Raw genomic sequence first — 14,660 nt, forward strand, 5'->3', positions numbered from 1 at the left:
AATCATGGAATATATTACTGTATCGGCAAAGACATTGGACGACGCGATCACGGAAGCATTGATTCAGTTAGGAGTGACCAGCGATCAGTTAGATTATCAGGTAATTGAGAAGGGAAGCGCCGGATTCTTAGGAATCGGGATGAAGCAGGCTGTGATCAAAGCGCGGAGAAAAGGGGAGATCAAGGAAGAAGAGCCTGAGATAGAGCTTCCGAAGGTGGATGTTTCTCTGGTGAAGGAGCCATTGAAGAAGGAACCCAGGAAAGATACAGTGAAGCATGAGAAGGAAAATGTTAAGAGAGAGCCAGAGAAGAAGGAGCAGGTGAAAAAGGAATCTGCCAAGAAAGAATCCCCAAAGAAGGAATCCAAGAAGAAGCCGTCTCAGAAGGAGAAGAAAGAGACTGTAAAGGAACAGCCGGAAGCGAATGCTCCGGCCAAGAAGGAAGCGGAGCTTGCGAAGGTAGAGAGTCAGACGATAGAAGCATGTGAGAAATTCATCAGCGATGTACTGAAGGCAATGGGTATGGATGATGTCAAGGTGACATCTTTGATCGATGAAGAAGGCGCCCTCTCTATTGATATGGAAGGCAGTAATATGGGCATCATGATCGGAAAGCGCGGACAGACCCTGGATTCTCTGCAATATCTGACAAACAGAGTAGCCAATAAGATGCAGGACGGATATGTACGAGTGAAGCTTGATACGGAGGATTACCGCAGAAGAAGGAAAGAGACGCTTGAGAATCTTGCTAAGAATATCGCAAGTAAGGTAAAGAGAAGCAGGAGGACCGTGTCGCTTGAGCCGATGAATCCATATGAGAGAAGGATCATTCATTCGGCGCTGCAGGCTGATCCTGCGGTTTCCACACATAGCGAAGGTGAAGAACCTTATAGGAGAGTAGTCGTTACTCTGGTACGTAATAGGTGAGATGACAGGAGATAGGGGTGTATGAGGCCCCTATTTTTCTATATTGATATCTTTTTTTGGCAACATCGGCAAAAGGGAGGCGGAAAATGTGCAGAATTATGAAGCTACGATCGCTGCGGTCTCTACTGCTGTAAGCAATGCAGGTATCGGAATCGTGAGGATGAGCGGACCGGAAGCATTTGCAATTGCAGACAGAGTATATAAGGGGAAGAAGGAAAAGAGGCTTAGCGGTCAGAAGTCTCATACAATTCATTATGGATATATTATGGATGGAGAATTTATGATCGATGAGGTCCTTGTGATGCTTATGCGGGGACCTCATAGCTATACGGGTGAGGATACGGTAGAGATCAACTGTCACGGAGGAGTATATGTTGTAAAGCGGATATTAGAACTATTGATCTCCAGGGGCGCAAGACCTGCGGAACCCGGAGAATTCACGAAGAGAGCTTTTCTGAACGGGAGGATAGATCTGTCACAGGCAGAGGCGGTAGGGGATCTGATAGTCTCGCAGAATCAGTATGCACTTCGGAATTCTGTCAGTCAGTTAAGAGGAAATATCAGGGATAAGATCACCGGGATCAGAGAACAGATTATCTATCATACTGCATTTATAGAGACTGCCCTTGATGATCCTGAGCATATCAGTGTGGACGGATATGGGGATAAGTTAAGGGAAATTGTGGAAAATCTGCGGAAAGAGATTCAGAAGCTTATAGATACCTATGACAGCGGAAGAATTATGAAAGAAGGAATACAGACTGTTATCCTGGGCAGGCCAAATGCCGGTAAATCATCTCTTATGAATGTACTTCTGGGGGAAGACAGGGCAATCGTAACGGATATTGCGGGGACGACCCGTGATATTCTGGAAGAACATATCAATCTTGAAGGGATATCCTTAAATATCGTAGATACTGCGGGAATCAGACAGACTCAGGATGTTGTAGAGCAGATTGGTGTAGAGCGTGCCAGGAGTTATGCGGATCAGGCAGATCTGATCATATATGTCATAGATGCCTCTATGCCGCTGGATGAGAGCGATCATGAGATCTTGCGGCTGATAGAAGGAAAGACTTCTATCATTCTGCTGAACAAATCTGACTTGGATATGGTGGTGACAGAGGCAGATGTTGAAAGAACATATTTTGCAAGCAATCCTTCAATTGAAAATGTAAAAGAAATAAAAAAGTTTACAATCCCTGTTATTTCGATTTCTGTAACGGAGAAAAATGGTATTAATCTGTTGAAAGAAACTTTAAAGTTAATGTTTTTTGAAGGAAATCTTGCATTTAATGATGAGATTTATATTACAAATATACGTCAGAAGACAGCCCTTTGGGATGCTTTTTCATCCTTGGAAAAGGTTATAGATAGTATAGAAGCAGGTATGCCGGAGGATTTTTATTCGATCGATCTGATGGATGCTTATGAGGCGCTTGGAAGAATTACTGGTGAGACGATGGGAGAGGATTTGGTCAATGAGATATTCAGTAAATTCTGTATGGGTAAATGAGGATGGATATGATGTAGCTGTGATTGGAGCGGGGCATGCAGGCTGTGAGGCGGCGCTTGCTTCTGCAAGACTTGGTTTCCGTACGATCGTATTTACGGTCAGTGTGGACAGTATTGCGCTGATGCCCTGTAATCCGAATATAGGAGGAAGCTCTAAGGGACATCTGGTGAGAGAGGTAGATGCCCTTGGAGGAGAGATGGGGAAGGTGATAGACCGTACCTTCATCCAGTCGAAGATGCTGAACAAGTCAAAGGGACCGGCAGTTCACTCGCTTCGGGCGCAGGCGGATAAGGCGCAGTATAGTCGGGCTATGCGCCAGGTATTGGAGCGTCAGGAGAATCTGGAGATCAAACAGATGGAAGTAGTGAAGATCTTGGCAGAAGAGGGGAAGGTTACAGGTGTGCAGACATACTCGGGGGCCGTCTATCCCTGCCGGGCGGTAATCCTGTGTACGGGGACATATCTGAAGGCCCGCTGCATCTATGGTGAAGTGAGCAGCAATACAGGACCGAACGGACTTCAGGCTGCGAATCATCTGACAGACTCTCTGAAAGAATTGGGAATTCGGATGTATCGTTTTAAGACGGGAACTCCGGCGCGGATTGATAAGAATTCGGTTGATTTCAGTAAGATGGAAGAACAGTTTGGAGACGAGAGGGTTGTTCCGTTCTCATTTACAACGAATCCGGAAGATGTACAGATTGACCAGGTATCGTGTTGGTTGACTTATACGAATCAGAAGACACATGATATTATAAGAAAGAATCTGGATCGTTCTCCGTTGTTCTCCGGGATGATAGAGGGAACGGGGCCAAGATATTGTCCGTCGATCGAAGATAAGGTGGTCAAGTTCGCAGACAAGGACAGGCATCAGGTATTCATCGAGCCGGAAGGGATAGAGACGAACGAGATGTATATCGGCGGGATGTCCAGTTCTCTGCCGGAGGATGTACAGTATGCAATGTACAGAACGGTACCCGGACTTGAGAATGTGAAGATCGTAAGAAATGCTTACGCCATAGAGTATGATTGCATTGATGCGAGACAGTTGAAGCCATCTCTGGAATTCCGTAATATTGATGGATTATTCAGCGGCGGTCAGTTCAACGGGAGTTCCGGTTATGAGGAAGCGGCGGCGCAGGGGTTGGTCGCGGGGATCAATGCGGCAAGAAAATTACAGGGGAAGGAGCCGGTTATACTGGATCGGTCGGAGGCTTATATAGGAGTGCTGGTTGATGATCTTGTGACCAAGGAGAGCCATGAGCCTTACAGGATGATGACTTCCAGGGCAGAATACAGATTACTTCTCAGACAGGATAATGCAGATCAGAGATTGACGAAGCTGGGATATGAGATAGGTTTGATTTCCCGGGAGAGATACGAAAGGCTTCTTAAGAAAGAGGAATTAATAAGTGCAGAGATAGAACGTCTTAATCTTACAAATGTAGGAAATACAGATAATGTTCAGGCCCTGTTAAAAAACTGCAAGAGCGCTCCTCTTGCGTCAGGAGCTTCATTCGCCGAGTTGATCCGCCGTCCGGAACTGTCTTACCGTATGCTGGAAGAAATAGATGAAAAGCGTTCAAGATTTCCGGAGGAATTAAGCGATGAAGTAATCGATCAGGTGGAAATATCAATTAAGTATGAGGGGTATATCAGCAGGCAGAAGAAACAGGTAGAGCAGTTTAAGAAGCTGGAGAATAAGAAAATTCCGGAAGATATAGATTATGATAAGGTCAAGAGTCTTCGGATCGAGGCGGTACAGAAGCTGAAGGAATATAGTCCTGTTTCAATCGGACAGGCTTCCCGTATATCGGGAGTATCGCCTGCGGATATATCGGTGCTGCTGGTATATTTGAGCGGAAAGTAGATTTTATTAGAGGAGAAATTGTGGATAATATATTAGATAAGAAATTAAGAGATATTGGTATTGAATTGAATAACAGACAGTTAGAACAGTTTAATAAATATTATGAGTTGTTGATTGAATGGAATAAGATAATGAATCTCACAGGAATCACAGAATATGAAGAGGTGGTTGAGAAGCATTTTGTAGACAGCCTTGTTCTCGTCAAAGTATGTGATGTGAAGGATATCCATACATTGATCGATGTAGGAACAGGAGCAGGTTTTCCAGGAATCCCATTGAAGATTGCATTTCCTCATATCAGAGTTACGTTATTGGATTCTCTCAATAAGAGAATCAAGTTTCTGAATCATGTGATTGATGAGCTTGAATTGAAAGAAGTCTGTACGATTCATGGAAGAGCGGAAGATTATGCCCGTCAGGAAGATTATAGAGAGTCTTATGATCTGTGTGTATCGAGGGCAGTTGCTAATTTGGCGACTTTGTCGGAATACTGTTTGCCATATGTTAGAACAGGAGGTTTATTCATCTCTTACAAGTCTGGGGATATCGATGAGGAGATGGAAGGTTCAGAAAAGGCGATTCAACTCTTGAGCGGAAGAGTTGAAGAAGTAGTAAGGTTTCATCTTCCTGGAACTGATATATACAGATCTTTTGTTAAGATAAATAAAGTGAAAAAATGTAGTATGAAATATCCAAGGAAAGCAGGACTTCCTGGAAAAGAACCGATAAAATAAAAAATGTTTCACGTGAAACAAAAAGAGGCTGTTGAGATAGATTCAAACAGCCTCTTTTTATTCCTGCGAGCAACGAGCCAAGCGGGCATCTTGCATGCACATTTGGCGACTGCAGCGGGGTCTTTGACTAACATTCATCATCCAGGAAAATTTCAATCTGATTCATAAATTCTTGAGGTTTTTCCAACTGCGGAAGCAGTTTTGTTTTTTCTATTGTGTCCACCTCTATAGAAGGAAGAATCTTCTGATAGGTTCCAGCAATTTCAATATTTTCATCCGTCTCTTTTCCTATTATAATATAGATACTATTCGTCAATGATTTCAGACAGTGATTCAGATTCATGGTAGTGTAGTGACCATTTAAACTGGCAAAAAGATAACGGGGAGAACCATTTCCCATATGAGCTGCTTCATAGTAGGTTTGTATTAACTCATCTTCTATATTATTTTTATCATAGAAGTAGCATTCTTCAAATAAATTTTCAATCATTGTTTTACGTGTCAGTATATTATATAAGAAGGTTCCGATTATTGGAGTACTGATCAGATTCGTAGATATCTTATTCCGTTTCGTAGGTATTCTCGATAATTCTTTTATATCAGTAGGATTTATCAATATAATTTTCTTAATAATAGAATCATCATTATTACATGCTGAAATAACAAATGAACCCGATTCACCGGTTGCGATTACATTTGTCTTTTGTCCTATCACACGCTTAATAAAATCGCTGATCAACTGAGCGTATAAATAATTAGTATATGTAAGATTAGGTTTGTCAGAGCGTCCGCATCCAAGTAAGTCTATACGATAAACAGTATTCGTCTTGGACAGTTGTTTTAGAACTCTGTTCCATTCATGGCCAGAACTGAAGGTGTTCAGATCATGAATCAAAAGAAGAGGATAGCCATTCCCAGTCTTTTTATAATATATTTTCCCAAATTTCCAATCATAGTAAGTGCCGGAAGGGTTGTCCAATAAATTATCCAGTGATGCAGAATAGTAAATGAACTTGTTGATAATATGAATAATAAGTGCAGATGTACTTGACAATGTAATTCCAGTTATAATTTTCTTTTTCAGACTCATGCATTTTTTCCTTTCATGAAGAACAATGAACTGTTGCTTATAATCATTATACTATAGAATAAAATCAATGTAAATGTTTCACGTGAAACATTATTCGTCAAAAATATGTGTGTGTTATACTTTTAGCTGTTAGTATAGGGCCTAGTGATCGAAGCAGAATGTAAATAAAACATTCTATTGTTCTATAGTGTTATAAGTTTGATGTCTTGTTATTTGCCGCGGGATGTTTGACTCTTAAAAAATCTTCAACTAAAAAATAAATGTTTCACGTGAAACATTTATATAAAACAGAAAAAATTATATTATATAAAACATTTGCTAGCTTACCGGATTGAAAAGTGATATACTTAACCCATGAGAAAAGAGAGGTGATAAATAGATGGGAAGAATTATAGCAATTGCCAACCAGAAGGGCGGAGTTGGAAAGACAACGACGGCAATTAATCTGTCGGCTTGCCTTGCCGAAAAGGGACAAAAAGTTCTTGCTATCGACATGGATCCACAGGGGAATATGTCTAGTGGACTAGGGTTAGATAAGGATTCTATAGATAAAACAATTTATGATATGATAATTGGAGAAAATGATGTTGAGGAAGTAATTGACCATGGAACTATTGATAATTTGGACATACTCCCTTCTAATGTTGATCTGTCGGCAGTTGAGATTGAACTGATTGACGTGGATAATAAAGAATTTATTGTTAAAGATGCTATTCAGAAAATCAGGGACAACTATGATTATATCATTATAGATTGTCCGCCGTCATTAAGCTTACTTACAATTAATGCAATGACTACAGCCGATTCTGTATTGGTTCCGATTCAATGCGAGTATTATGCGTTGGAAGGATTGAGCCAATTGATACATACGGTTGAATTGGTGAAGGAAAGATTGAATTCGATTCTTGAGATAGAAGGAGTTGTATTCACGATGTATGATGCAAGGACGAATCTATCCTTACAGGTTGTGGAGAATGTTAAGGATAATCTGCAGCAGAATATCTATAAGACAATTATTCCAAGAAATATCCGTCTTGCAGAGGCGCCAAGTTATGGAACTCCGATCAATCAATATGATCCAAAATCAGCAGGAGCGGAGAGTTATATGAGACTTGCGGAGGAAGTAATAGAAAAGAAATCATAAAGGGAGGATATAATGGCGGTAAAAAAGAAAGGATTGGGGAAAGGGCTGGACAGTCTAATTCCTGATAATAGGGGGGCAAAAACAGCAGAACCAGAATTACAATCGGAAAAGACGCCAGAAGAAGAACAGAAATCCGGCGGACAGATGATGAAAATTAATATGGTAGAACCGAACCGAGATCAGCCGCGTAAGAACTTTGAAGAAGATGCTTTGCTGGAACTGGCGGATTCTATCAAGCAGTTTGGAATAATTCAACCGTTGATTGTCGGAAAGAGAAAAGACTATTATGAGATCATCGCCGGTGAGAGGAGATGGCGTGCCGCCAAGATGGCCGGTGTCAAGGAAGTACCGGTAATCATCAAAGAATATTCAGAACAAGAGATTATAGAAATCGGTCTGATCGAGAATATTCAGCGGGAGAATCTGAATCCTATAGAAGAAGCCATGGCATTCAAGAGACTTTTGGAAGAATTCAATCTGAGACAGGACGATGTGGCAGAACGGGTATCGAAGAGCAGAACGGCCGTAACGAACTCTATGAGACTGTTGAAGTTGGACGAGAGAGTTCAGCAGATGATCATAGATAAGATGTTAAGTACTGGTCATGCAAGGACACTTCTGGCAATTGATGACAAGGAACAGCAATATACATTAGCTAATAAGATCTTTGACGAGAATCTGAGTGTGAGGGAGACAGAGAAACTGATCAAGGATCTTAAGAATCCGAAGAAGCCGAAAGAGAAGAAAGTTATAGAGAATAGTTTCTTATATAGAGATTTTGAAGATAGAATGAAGGAAATAATGGGGACGAAAGTCAGTGTTGCTTCTAAAGGAAATGGGAAAGGGAAGATAGAGATAGAATATTATTCTGACAGAGACTTAGAACGAGTGTTCGAGATGATAATGAGTATACGAAGGGAAGACTGATATATGGAAAGTAAGATACTGGTTACATTAGGAATAGACCCGGCATACATACTTTTGTTCCTGTTAATTCTGATCGTTGTTCTTTTTGTTCTATATGTGAATCTTACAGTGAAATACAATAAGCTGCAAAGTAGTTATAATACGTTTATGAAGGGAAGAAATGGGAAAACTCTTGAAGACAGCTTGAAAGAAAAATTCGGTGAAGTAGATTCCATTCTTAAGGTTACAAAGCAGAACCGCGCAGATATTAAAGAATTGATCAAGAGGGAAGATAAGAATTTCCAGAAGACAGGTATTGTAAAATATGATGCATTTAACGAGATGGGCGGCAAACTGAGCTTCGCAGTTGCATTGCTGGACAGCCATAATAACGGATGGATCCTAAATGCAATGCACAGCCGGGAAGGATGTTATACTTATATTAAGGAGATTGTCAAGGGAGAGAGTTATGTTGAGTTAGCCGAAGAAGAAGCAGAGGCATTGGACAAGGCGATCTTCGAAGATGAATAACAGTTGAATATCGAATAGGAGCAAAGGAGGAGCAGAAATGCTAGATATCAAATTTGTAAGAATGAATCCGGATGTAGTAAAGGAAAATATTAAGAAAAAGTATCAGGATGAGAAATTACCTCTGGTGGACGAAGTATTAGAATTAGATCAGCGGAATAGAGATATAAAGCAGGAGGTAGAGGGACTCCGTGCAGAACGCAATAAGATCTCCAAGCAGATCGGCGCATGTATGGCACAGGGCAAGAAGGAAGAAGCAGACGAATTGAAGAAAAAGGTTCAGGAGAATGCTGACAGAGTAGAATCCTTATCTGCGGAAGAGAAGAAGGTAGAAGCAGATATCAAGAAGATCATGATGACGATCCCGAACATCATCGATCCTTCCGTGCCGATCGGAAAAGACGACAGCGAGAATGTGGAAATACAGAAATACGGGGAGCCGGTTGTTCCTGATTACGAAATTCCTTATCACACGGATATTATGGAGAAGTTCAGCGGAATCGATCTTGAGAGCGCCGGGAAGGTGGCAGGAAATGGATTCTATTATCTGATGGGTGATATTGCCAGACTTCATTCGGCGGTATTGTCCTACGCCCGCGACTTCATGATCGGACGCGGATTCACCTATTGTATACCTCCGTTCATGATCCGGAGCAATGTGGTGACAGGTGTTATGAGCTTTGCGGAAATGGACGCCATGATGTATAAGATAGAAGGAGAAGATCTGTACCTGATCGGAACCAGCGAACATTCTATGATTGGAAAATACATCGATACGATGTTGAATGAAGATCAGCTTCCGCAGACATTGACCAGCTATTCTCCTTGCTTCCGTAAGGAAAAAGGATCGCACGGCATAGAGGAGAGAGGCGTGTACAGAATCCACCAGTTCGAGAAGCAGGAGATGATCGTGGTATGTAAGCCGGAAGAGAGTATGAAATGGTATGATAACCTGTGGCAGAATACGGTAGATCTGTTCCGTTCCATGGATATTCCGGTACGCACCCTGGAATGCTGTTCCGGAGATCTTGCTGATCTGAAGGTTAAGTCCTGTGATGTAGAAGCGTGGTCTCCAAGACAGAAGAAGTATTTCGAAGTAGGAAGCTGTTCAAATCTTGGGGATGCCCAAGCAAGAAGACTTGGTATCCGTGTCAGAGGAAAAGATGGAAAATATTTTGCCCACACCTTGAATAATACGGTTGCGGCTCCTCCAAGAATGCTGATTGCGTTCCTCGAGAATAATCTCCAGGAGGATGGATCAGTCAGAGTGCCGGAAGTTCTGCGGCCATACATGGGCGGATTAGAGAAACTTACACCTAAAAAATAGCATTTATAAGGAAAATATAATATGCATCAATATCTGAAAGCCATCGGATTTGGCAATATTAGCAGCAAGAAAGAACTAAGAGAGATTCTGACAGATGTAAGGGATTCATTTACACAGCACGACCTGATCGCACAGGATACGGAGATGGATTTCTGCGAGTACCAGAAAGAGTATGGGGCAGGGATGGGCATCACGATATGCGGCGATATGAGTATCCATGAAGAGTTCGAGAAGAATTATTACTATCCGTATTTCTACGGAACGGGTATTACCAGTCATGCAGATGTGTATGTGGAGCGGCGCATGGACAAAGAAGCCTATGCCGGAATCTGTGAAGATGTCAAGGTGGGGATCAATCTGATCTTCCACCTTCAGAATACAGTAGAATTTATCAAAGAACGACAGAGAGCAAGAAGTACAGTAAAATATAAGTCTGTTACGCTATCCGGATTATGCAATGGGGGGACGATCCTTCTCCCGGTCCTGAAGGATAAGAGACAGAAAGAAAGGCAGAAAGAAGAAGTTCAAAATCGTATGATGCTTGTGAGCGCAGCCAGAATGGGAGATCCGGAAGCGATTGAAAATCTGACAATGGATGATATTGATACATATTCCAAGGTATCACAGAGACTGGTCAGTGAAGATGTATTCAGTATCGTAGAGACATATATCATGCCATACGGCATAGAATGCGACCATTATTCCATTATGGGAGAAATTCTGGAGCTGCAGAGGATTACGAATGAGTATTCAAAAGAAGAGATCTATGTGATGAAGCTGGATGTCAATGAACTGACCTTCGATATCTGTGTGCCTGTGAAGAATATAGTAGGAGATCCTGCTGTGGGAAGAAGATTCAAAGGAAATATGTGGCTTCAGGGCAGGATAAATTTCTGATCATATTGTATGAAAAGGTTCAGTACATGAAAAGAATATGTACTGGACCTTTTATGATATTATGACATCAGGTTACTTTTCACACCCATGCCAGTAATAGGATTTTAGAAAGTGTTGGTAAATGTGGTGAAATTGAAAAAATTTTATCCACAGTAAATGACACGTTTGAGGACAAAATGTTATTAACATTTTGTCCTCAGGTACTTCTTGTGGATAGCATTTCCTATTTTCTGTTTTTCGTCTTAAAATCCTCCTTCTCACATCTCTTTCTGCGTGGTTTGATATCCATTTGTCTTGAAAAGTCAACAATTTATCCCTGGCAAAATGACGAATGCCAGATTTCATTCATTCGCTTTTTTTCCAGGTTTCTGCTATACTTTTTTTATTACAAGTGCGGAGGCGGCAATGAGTAAAGAAACATCACTTATAAAAAAATATGAATTGCAGATCTCTAAATTGGAGAATGCTCTTAAAGAAGCAGAAAATGTAATCCGAATCCGGGAAAAATGTATTCGGACTTCGGAAGAGCTTCTTGAACAGAAAGAAGAATATATTTCCATGCTGACATTACAACTGGAAGAGATAATAGAATTAAGCAGAACGATGGCACAGGTATTAGATTCCCGCCCCTAATTCATCAAAGGAGATTACAGATGAATCCATTTGAATATACAAGTGCATTACAGTACAAAGTGAAATCACTGGCACAGCAGATCGCCGAATTTAAATCCGGCGAGAGATATCGGAAATTAGAAGAAGAATATAAGAGCATTATCCGGAAACTTGAAAAAAATATCCGGGAATTAAAACAAGAATTAGCACAGGCACGTAAGGAGATCCGGTCTGTCCGGAATCAATGGATGGAAGCAAATGATGATCTTTGTTACTATTCACAGTCGGTTTGATGGATCGACAAATAAAGCGGAGCTGCAACACCGCTTTCAATGTTCTGATGTGTTTTTAGGAAGATTAGACCGAGAAGATTTCGGCAACCGTATAAGGATTCCTTCGCATAATCGTTGCAACGCTTCGATTTCATTGATGCCATTACGACGGCAGGTTTCGATGTATGTTCGGTTGAGCGCATGGTTATCGGCCGCTGTCTCTGATTCAAACTGTCCCGATATTTTCATGTGGGATTTTACACCTCGAAGCCCGCGTTCACTGAGATTATTGGTGGTCGGCAGACTGAAATCCTCAACCCACAGGAAATAGTTTCTGCGGTATTGGGCAATTCTGGTAAGCAGAGTCCGCTCAAAGGATGCCCCGTAGTTGTTTGGATCAGACTCATTTTCACTCCATCCGTTTTTAAGGTATTCATCTATTTTATGATGAAACTCGTTTATGCAGGCTTCGCTGAAAGAACCCTCGCCCCGGGCTATGGCATCATTGCGATCCTTGATGGTTGCGCTGATATGCTTTTTCAGATCATCAGACCATTGATGGCAGGTATCATCCGTATTCTTCTGGCAGTCACGCTGAAGATGCTGATTACACTTGATATTCTCAAAGCTGTACTTTTCATTGTAGTTTACGGTGTTATGGTCGTGCATGGTTTTGGTATCCGATGTCAGGAGATTCAGTACATTGTCGTCATCAAGGCTTTCCATGTCTTTGTGTGCATGCGCTGTATAGTAGGCAATAGACTCGTCTCCATAAAATCGGAAACATGCTCTTTGCGCAAGAATGAAGATGACCGTGTCGTCCCAGTAAACGATCTTTCTTGTGATCAGGACAAGCTTCAGATCCTGGCGAAACTGGCGGAGCCCATTTGCGGCACGGGCCTGGAGTTTCGCAATGTATCCCTCACAGGGCATTAATTCACCGCCGGTGATTCCGGCAAGAAACATGGATGCTTTGTTCATAGCGGCATTGACGGTATTTGTGAGTGATAAAGCAAAAGCCTGCAATCCGCTGCCATACTGAACCTTCTCCTTGAGGTTTGGGGGTATCTGTGACCGGAATACAGTGCCGCAGTTGCTGCATTCGTAATAAAAGAATTCGTGTTTGATCTTAACGACTTTAATGCGTACATCGTATTCAAATTTGACTTCGGACTCGCCGGTTGGGGCGCAGTCTGTAAGCCCGCATTTTGGACAGCATTCATCGTCCTGTAATGGGTGCCCAACGGTATCTGTGATCTCAGATTCCTCCGGCGCTTCAAGGGCTGCTTTGGGATGTCCAGGCTGTCCGCCTTTCTTCCTGCCTGAACTGCGGCGGGAGTTCCGGTATATTTAATCATAGATCACAGGGGCCTTCTTAAAGTATTGGAGATGGAAGTGCATACTTTTTCATATGCCCTGATAGTAGCTTTTAGGATTTTCACCTCAGACTGTAAAGAGGCGATTTCTGTTTCTTTCTCGGAAATGATTTTTTGAAAATCTCTGTTCCTTGCAGAAGCAGTATCTACTTCCGTGGTGGTAACATTTTTCGAAGATGCTGTTCTGCCCCTGCGACCGGAAGATGGGATCAATTCCTTTGTTTCGGGATCGAGGGTACCAAGATATTTCCTCTTCGGTCTTGATTGCTTGGTAACAGGGTCATAGTGGGAGTAGATTCGTAAACCCGGGTCTTTCCTGATTTTTTATCGAAGTGTTTAACAATAGTAGGCATAACGGTTTCTCCTTTCAATAGTGGCTGTATATATTATATTACAACCACTACAAAAAAGTCAACATGTAGTGGCTATATTTATTAATAAATAAAACCACCAAAAACAGTGCATTATGCCAATAAAAAAGCCACAATGGGAATTCATTAAACATCAGAAATTAAAATGGCTGTGAATGGTAACTGATCTTTACCACGAATGTCAGAAAGAACTTGACAGGAAAGACCGTCTCATTGCAAAGCTCAAAAAAGAGAATCTGGAAGTTGTTCGCCAGAGAGATGAAGCATTAGATAAATGCCGTGATATGAGACGGGAATTCTACCGGGTAGGGGCGGAACTGGAAAAAGAAAAAGGCCTGAACCAAAAACTGACTGCGCAGGTCAATATGGATTTTGAGAATTCCTCCATCCCCTCTTCCCAGCAGAAACCCGGCAGGAAAAAAATCCCGAACAGCCGGGTAAAAACTGACCGGACACCAGGCGGACAGCCAGGACATGCCGGACACCGCAGGAAGCTCCATGCCGTAACAGAGACACATGAAATCCCTGCGCCTGCAAAATACCTGGATAGCAGCCGACTGAGTATTATAGGGAAGGGTATAATCTATTTCTCCGGTTAAGGGAATATAAAGAAAGTGAATTATTGTTCCTGCATGATAAACGGGTTCCAGCCAATAATTCCCTATGTGAAAGAGTGGCAAGAGTCTATAAACGAAAACAGAAGCAGGCAATTACTCTGCGAAGCCAAGAAAGTTTAAACGATATTTGTGATGGCTTGAGCATAGTCTATTTGTTACGCTCACGGAATGTAGATGTATATCAGAAGATATCAGAAATATATGAAAGGAAACGCCCGCCCAAAATAAAACAGGAAAAGGTTGTTGCTAAAGATTAACACCAAAGCAGCAACCTTTTTCTTTATTATACAGATGGCGTGGGTGTGAAAAGTAACTTTTTTTGTTACTTTTCACACCCACGCCAGTAATAGGCTTTTTAGAAAGTGTTGGTAAATGTGCTGAAATTGAAAAAATTTTTATCCACAGTAAATGATACGTTTGAGGACAAAATGTTAATAATATTTTGTCCTCAGGTATTTCTTGTGGATAACATTTT

14 protein-coding genes are annotated in these 14,660 nt (G+C 41.7%); 12 read left to right on the forward strand and 2 right to left on the reverse strand.

Annotated elements, in window-relative coordinates; genetic code table 11:
• The first annotated feature begins 4 nt into the window (after positions 1-4).
• The 4 genes from jag (at position 5) to rsmG (ending at position 5,045) form a co-directional block, all read left to right on the forward strand.
• Complete coding sequence (jag, locus tag VSQ62_RS29710) at positions 5-925, forward strand: RNA-binding cell elongation regulator Jag/EloR (RefSeq protein ID WP_334638456.1); 921 nt, start codon at positions 5-7, stop codon at positions 923-925.
• Positions 926-1,085: 160 nt separating this feature from the next.
• A complete protein-coding gene (mnmE, locus tag VSQ62_RS29715; RefSeq protein WP_502957881.1) occupies positions 1,086-2,441 on the forward strand; it encodes a tRNA uridine-5-carboxymethylaminomethyl(34) synthesis GTPase MnmE in 1,356 nt (451 codons plus the stop codon).
• Positions 2,407-4,311, forward strand: coding sequence for a tRNA uridine-5-carboxymethylaminomethyl(34) synthesis enzyme MnmG (mnmG, locus tag VSQ62_RS29720; protein ID WP_334638458.1), 1,905 nt, complete (start codon positions 2,407-2,409; stop codon positions 4,309-4,311). The genes mnmE and mnmG overlap by 35 nt, the downstream gene beginning before the upstream one ends.
• A gap of 20 nt (positions 4,312-4,331) precedes the next feature.
• Positions 4,332-5,045, forward strand: coding sequence for a 16S rRNA (guanine(527)-N(7))-methyltransferase RsmG (gene rsmG, locus VSQ62_RS29725; RefSeq protein WP_334638459.1), 714 nt, complete (start codon positions 4,332-4,334; stop codon positions 5,043-5,045).
• A gap of 127 nt (positions 5,046-5,172) precedes the next feature.
• Here rsmG and VSQ62_RS29730 read toward each other — a convergent pair whose 3' ends face one another.
• Entirely contained in the window at positions 5,173-6,135 is a 963-nt protein-coding gene (locus tag VSQ62_RS29730) for an alpha/beta fold hydrolase (protein WP_334638460.1), read from the reverse strand.
• A gap of 379 nt (positions 6,136-6,514) precedes the next feature.
• Here VSQ62_RS29730 and VSQ62_RS29735 point away from each other — a divergent pair, with 379 nt between their 5' ends.
• The 7 genes from VSQ62_RS29735 (at position 6,515) to VSQ62_RS29765 (ending at position 11,842) form a co-directional block, all read left to right on the forward strand.
• Positions 6,515-7,279: a ParA family protein gene (locus tag VSQ62_RS29735; protein WP_334638461.1), complete on the forward strand. Its 765-nt coding sequence runs from the start codon at positions 6,515-6,517 to the stop codon at positions 7,277-7,279.
• 12 nt (positions 7,280-7,291) lie between these two features.
• Positions 7,292-8,206, forward strand: coding sequence for a ParB/RepB/Spo0J family partition protein (locus VSQ62_RS29740; protein ID WP_334638462.1), 915 nt, complete (start codon positions 7,292-7,294; stop codon positions 8,204-8,206).
• Positions 8,207-8,209: 3 nt separating this feature from the next.
• Positions 8,210-8,716, forward strand: coding sequence for a DUF4446 family protein (locus VSQ62_RS29745; protein ID WP_334638463.1), 507 nt, complete (start codon positions 8,210-8,212; stop codon positions 8,714-8,716).
• 37 nt (positions 8,717-8,753) lie between these two features.
• Positions 8,754-10,040: a serine--tRNA ligase gene (gene serS / locus VSQ62_RS29750; protein WP_334638464.1), complete on the forward strand. Its 1,287-nt coding sequence runs from the start codon at positions 8,754-8,756 to the stop codon at positions 10,038-10,040.
• A gap of 21 nt (positions 10,041-10,061) precedes the next feature.
• Entirely contained in the window at positions 10,062-10,937 is an 876-nt protein-coding gene (locus VSQ62_RS29755) for a DUF3881 family protein (protein WP_334638465.1), read from the forward strand.
• Positions 10,938-11,342: 405 nt separating this feature from the next.
• The gene (locus tag VSQ62_RS29760; protein WP_334638466.1) at positions 11,343-11,570 is read left to right on the forward strand and encodes a hypothetical protein; all 228 of its coding nucleotides are present in this window, start codon (positions 11,343-11,345) and stop codon (positions 11,568-11,570) included.
• Between the two features lie 20 nt (positions 11,571-11,590).
• Positions 11,591-11,842: a hypothetical protein gene (locus VSQ62_RS29765; RefSeq protein ID WP_334638467.1), complete on the forward strand. Its 252-nt coding sequence runs from the start codon at positions 11,591-11,593 to the stop codon at positions 11,840-11,842.
• Positions 11,843-11,878: 36 nt separating this feature from the next.
• Here VSQ62_RS29765 and VSQ62_RS29770 read toward each other — a convergent pair whose 3' ends face one another.
• On the reverse strand, positions 11,879-13,171 hold the full coding sequence (locus VSQ62_RS29770; RefSeq protein ID WP_334638543.1) for an IS66 family transposase: 1,293 nt from the start codon (positions 13,169-13,171) through the stop codon (positions 11,879-11,881).
• 552 nt (positions 13,172-13,723) lie between these two features.
• On the opposite strand from VSQ62_RS29770, the gene VSQ62_RS29775 reads away from it, so the two are divergent.
• Positions 13,724-14,167 carry a DUF6444 domain-containing protein gene (locus VSQ62_RS29775; protein WP_334638468.1) on the forward strand — a complete coding sequence of 148 codons (444 nt, stop codon included), beginning with the start codon at positions 13,724-13,726 and terminating at the stop codon, positions 14,165-14,167.
• The last annotated feature ends 493 nt before the right edge of the window (positions 14,168-14,660 follow it).

This window comes from Sporofaciens sp. JLR.KK001 (assembly GCF_036941055.1).
In the GTDB taxonomy this organism is placed as follows: Bacteria; Bacillota; Clostridia; order Lachnospirales; family Lachnospiraceae; genus Sporofaciens.

Bases quoted from the DNA above. Each gene is read 5' to 3' on its own strand.
- serS (WP_334638464.1), top strand. From the start codon at position 8,754: ATGCTAGATATCAAATTTGTAAGAATGAATCCGGATGTAGTAAAGGAA.
- VSQ62_RS29740 (WP_334638462.1), top strand. From the start codon at position 7,292: ATGGCGGTAAAAAAGAAAGGATTGGGGAAAGGGCTGGACAGTCTAATT.
- VSQ62_RS29745 (WP_334638463.1), top strand. From the start codon at position 8,210: ATGGAAAGTAAGATACTGGTTACATTAGGAATAGACCCGGCATACATA.
- VSQ62_RS29730 (WP_334638460.1), bottom strand. From the start codon at position 6,135: ATGAGTCTGAAAAAGAAAATTATAACTGGAATTACATTGTCAAGTACA.
- VSQ62_RS29760 (WP_334638466.1), top strand. From the start codon at position 11,343: ATGAGTAAAGAAACATCACTTATAAAAAAATATGAATTGCAGATCTCT.
- VSQ62_RS29765 (WP_334638467.1), top strand. From the start codon at position 11,591: ATGAATCCATTTGAATATACAAGTGCATTACAGTACAAAGTGAAATCA.
- mnmE (WP_502957881.1), top strand. From the start codon at position 1,086: ATGAGCGGACCGGAAGCATTTGCAATTGCAGACAGAGTATATAAGGGG.
- VSQ62_RS29775 (WP_334638468.1), top strand. From the start codon at position 13,724: ATGGTAACTGATCTTTACCACGAATGTCAGAAAGAACTTGACAGGAAA.
- mnmG (WP_334638458.1), top strand. From the start codon at position 2,407: ATGAGATATTCAGTAAATTCTGTATGGGTAAATGAGGATGGATATGAT.
- jag (WP_334638456.1), top strand. From the start codon at position 5: ATGGAATATATTACTGTATCGGCAAAGACATTGGACGACGCGATCACG.
- VSQ62_RS29755 (WP_334638465.1), top strand. From the start codon at position 10,062: ATGCATCAATATCTGAAAGCCATCGGATTTGGCAATATTAGCAGCAAG.
- VSQ62_RS29735 (WP_334638461.1), top strand. From the start codon at position 6,515: ATGGGAAGAATTATAGCAATTGCCAACCAGAAGGGCGGAGTTGGAAAG.